This is a genomic window from Halothiobacillus sp., assembly GCF_027346185.1.
Lineage (GTDB): Bacteria > Pseudomonadota > Gammaproteobacteria > Halothiobacillales > Halothiobacillaceae > Halothiobacillus.
This window is the reverse complement of record NZ_DAIESY010000086.1, coordinates 1-3,814: the sequence shown is the minus strand read 5'-3', so window position 1 is coordinate 3,814 and position 3,814 is coordinate 1. Positions and strand designations below refer to the sequence as shown.

At 57.1% G+C, this 3,814-nt stretch carries 5 protein-coding genes; 4 read left to right on the top strand and 1 reads right to left on the bottom strand.

The window, feature by feature from the left end; genetic code table 11:
* A partial coding sequence (locus M7R55_RS06685; protein ID WP_298219614.1) for a TlpA disulfide reductase family protein occupies positions 1-360 on the top strand: 360 nt, incomplete at its 5' end.
* Positions 361-461: 101 nt separating this feature from the next.
* Positions 462-1,475: a tRNA (adenosine(37)-N6)-threonylcarbamoyltransferase complex transferase subunit TsaD gene (gene tsaD / locus M7R55_RS06680; protein WP_298219612.1), complete on the top strand. Its 1,014-nt coding sequence runs from the start codon at positions 462-464 to the stop codon at positions 1,473-1,475.
* Between the two features lie 12 nt (positions 1,476-1,487).
* Here the strand turns inward: tsaD and plsY are convergent, their stop codons facing one another.
* Positions 1,488-2,123 carry a glycerol-3-phosphate 1-O-acyltransferase PlsY gene (gene plsY, locus M7R55_RS06675; protein WP_298219610.1) on the bottom strand — a complete coding sequence of 212 codons (636 nt, stop codon included), beginning with the start codon at positions 2,121-2,123 and terminating at the stop codon, positions 1,488-1,490.
* Between the two features lie 103 nt (positions 2,124-2,226).
* On the opposite strand from plsY, the gene M7R55_RS06670 reads away from it, so the two are divergent.
* Positions 2,227-2,991 carry an alpha/beta fold hydrolase gene (locus M7R55_RS06670; protein ID WP_298219608.1) on the top strand — a complete coding sequence of 255 codons (765 nt, stop codon included), beginning with the start codon at positions 2,227-2,229 and terminating at the stop codon, positions 2,989-2,991.
* Positions 2,984-3,784, top strand: coding sequence for a malonyl-ACP O-methyltransferase BioC (gene bioC, locus M7R55_RS06665; protein ID WP_298219606.1), 801 nt, complete (start codon positions 2,984-2,986; stop codon positions 3,782-3,784). Before M7R55_RS06670 ends, bioC begins: the two co-directional genes overlap by 8 nt.
* Positions 3,785-3,814: the final 30 nt, after the last annotated feature.

Genomic DNA, 3,814 nt, shown 5'->3' with positions numbered 1-3,814 from the left:
AACTTCTGGGCCAGTTGGTGCCCGCATTGCGTCGAGGAAATTCCGTCCATGAATGAATTGGCTCAGAGTTACCCTGCTGGCCAGTTGCGTGTGCTGTCGATCAACTTCAAGGAATCGCCTGCCCATGTGACGGCGTTCATGAAGCAGTTCTCGGTGCATTTTCCGGTTCTGATCGATCGACAGGGGGATGTGGCCGCCCAATGGGGGGTGTTTGCCTTTCCAAGCTCGTTTCTGGTGGACGACCAGGGGCGTATCCGTTACTCGGTGAATGCGTCGATCGATTGGAACACGCCCAAGATCAAGGCCTTGATCGATCAGATTGTCCGCGAGGAAAAACGCTCGGCCGCATCGGCTCGATAACCCAACAATCCCCGCGTGTCAGGTCGGTATGCGTTATCATCCCCGGCCTGATTTTACGGGCTTACGATTCGGGCCTACGATTTGATGGAGATGGGCGCGTCATGCGGGTATTGGGCATCGAAACATCGTGCGATGAAACGGCCATCGCCATCTACGACACGTCTTGCGGTTTGCTCGCGAATCAGATTCACTCGCAAACCGATGTGCATGCGCGCTATGGCGGCGTCGTCCCCGAGTTGGCTGCGCGCGATCACGTACGCAAGTTGCCGTTATTGTTCAGGGCCGCACTGAGTGAGGCGAATCTTCGTCGCGATCAGATCGATGCGATCGGATACACGGCCGGTCCCGGCTTGCAGGGCGCGTTGATGACCGGTGCCGCCTTTGCCAAGGGGTTGGCGCGGGCGCTTGGTCGTCCTGCGCTGGGTGTGCATCATCTGGAAGGTCACGTGCTGGCACCCCTGCTCGAGGAAGAACGCCCGCAATTCCCGTTTCTGGCCGTGCTGGTGTCCGGTGGGCACACGCAGTTGATTGCGGTCAAGGCGCTGGGGGATTACACCCTGCTCGGGGAAAGTATCGATGATGCCGTGGGCGAGGCTTTCGATAAATCAGCCAAACTCATGGGCTTGGGCTATCCCGGGGGCGCGGCGCTTTCCGAATTGGCGCAGCGTGGACGTCGCGATGCCATCCGCTTCCCCCGACCGATGGTCGATCGACCGGGGTTGGATTTCAGTTTCAGTGGTTTGAAAACGGCAGTGGCATTGGCCATCGCTACGGGCGGTGATCACGCCGATATCGCCGCTTCATTCGAACAGGCCGTCATCGATACGCTCGCAATCAAAATCGGGCGGGCACTGGAGCAGACCGGTTACCGTCATGTGGTGCTGGCTGGCGGGGTGGCGGCAAATCGTCCGTTGCGCTTGCGTCTCAAACAAATGATGGATGAGCGTGGCGGGCAGGTGTTCTATCCACCCCCCATACTATGTACCGACAATGCGGCCATGATCGCTTTGGTCGCTGCGCTTCGGCTGGAGCGGGGCGAGCTTGACGAGGCGGCGGGGTTTGAGGTTCGCCCTCGCTGGCCGTTGGTTTCCTTGAGCCATTCGCTGGCGGGGTGACTGCCTGTCTTTTCAGACCGGTTTTTCCGGTTGATTGCCCGAATCAGTCTTTTTGCCGATTTTGGGTTCTTCGCCGTTAATCAGGCGGCGAATGTTCCGGTGGTGCCGGTAAATCAGCATGATGGCCATGATACTGACTGCTACCATGGTGGCAGGTGGTGCCAGATACAGGGCGCTGGAAGCTGCTACAACCGCGGCAAGAATTGCGGAAAGCGAGGAATAGCGGGTGATAAAGGCGCAGGCTATCCATGTGCCTATGGTAATCAGGCCAATCAATGGATTGAGTCCGAGCAAGGCGCCGGCTGCGGTCGCAACGCCTTTTCCACCTTTGAATCCAAAAAATACGGGGAAAATGTGACCGAAGAACGCGGCCAGGGCGGCTACGGCCAATGCGACTTCGGGGGCATTCAAGGCGCGTAATATCAGCACCGGCAGCAAGCCCTTGCCCAGATCACCAAACAGTGTCAACAGCGCGGCTTTTTTCCCGCCCAGCCGCAGGACGTTCGTCGCGCCGGGGTTGCCGGAGCCCGCTTGGCGTGGATCGGGAAGATGAAACAAGCGCGCTACAAGCACGGCGCTGGCGATTGAGCCAATGAGATAGCTGACGATGGCGATGCCGACCAATGCCGGTCCAGATGAGAAATCCACGGTATATTCCTGTAAGGGGTGGGTGCGAATGCCGTGCATTATCACGACTTTGAAGTTCAAAGCGCAAATGAAGAAATGGCGACACGCAAAGAAATGAAAGAAGGTGCCTGGATTGATTGATGGTTTGGTCGAGGGGTGTGGTAACGGTTCCTGCTTGAAGGGGGTCGCACACATTGTGCTGGTTTCCGGTTGGTCGTTCGATTCATCCATGTGGCGGAATTTGGTTGATGGCTATGTTGCGCGCGGCGGCGACCGGTCCGTGATTCATTCTCTCGATTGGCTGGAATTCGGCCGTTGGATTTTCGATGGTGCAGATTGTCCCGTGGCAGAAATGTACAGCGGAGAAAATGCGCTTTGGCTTGGATGGTCGCTTGGTGGTGCCCTGATTCTGGAAGCCTTGGCCAGAAAGAAATTGTCACCACGCCAATCGGTCATCTTGTCAGCTTCCCCGCGTTTCTTGCAGGATGAACGTACAGGCTGGCTGGGGATGTCTCGGAAAAACTGGCAAGCATTGCGAAGACAGGTAGGTCGTTCACCCGAGGCGGCGTTGAACGGGTTTGATGCCTGGCTTGGTCTTCCCGCCGGATTTGGTCGCCAGCAGGAGGCAGGCGCTTTGCAGCAGGGGCTGGATTGGTTGGCCACTATCGATCAACGCGCCTGGTTGGCGCGCGCGACGACGCCCATCCATTGGGTATTCGGTTCCGATGATCCGCTGCTGCCGACGCAACCGTGGACAGAATCTTGTGGTTCGGCGTGTCAGCAACTCACGCCCTTGCAGGTTGGTGGTCACGCATTGCCCTGGCGCCATGAAGATTATTTGATGAACTTATTGCTGACCTATTCAGCTCGCGGGATTGAAGATGTTTGATTACGCACAGGTTCGCGCCCGGTTTAATCGCGCGCACGAAACTTATGACCAGTTCGCTGCAGTGCAGCAAGAAGTGGGAAGAAGGCTTGAAGAGCGTTTCGAATGGTTGAAAATAGAGCCTCGGCGCATTCTTGATCTTGGCGCGGGAACCGGGCAGATGACACGGGCAATGCAGAAGCGTTATCCGTCGGCCCAGGTGGTGGCTCTTGATCTGGCAGAACAGATGCTGGCGGTTATCCCCAAGACAGGTCGTATCTTCAAGCGTCGGCGTGTGGTGTGCGCAGACATGCATCAGTTGCCGTTTAAAGCAGGTACCTTTGACGTTGTCATTTCCAATTTCTCCTTGCAGTGGAGCCATGATCTTCGTGTGGTTATGCAAGAGGTGGCGCGCGTATTGGCATCGGGTGGGGTTTTCGTGTTCGCCACCCTGGGGCCGGATACCTTGCAGGAATGCAGGATAGCCTGGTCGGGTCTGGATGAGGCAGTCCATACGCACGGATTTCTGGATATGCATGATGTAGGAGATGCCCTGCTGGCCAGTTGCTTTGCCGATCCGGTGATGGATCAGGAGCGACTGACGCTGTATTACCCCACCCCCGTCGAGTTGATTAGGGAATTGCGTGGCGTCGGTGTGGGAAACACGCATCTTGAGCGTGCAGCCGGTCTCACCGGGCGAGAAAAGTGGAAAGGATTTCTGGCGGGCCTGGAGTCTCAACGGTCTGCTCAAGGTATCCCGCTTACCTATGAAGTGGTATATGGTTTGGCCTGGGGGACGGGGGTATCCCCAGTGTAATGCTCGACTTTTCGACGGCATATGACACAA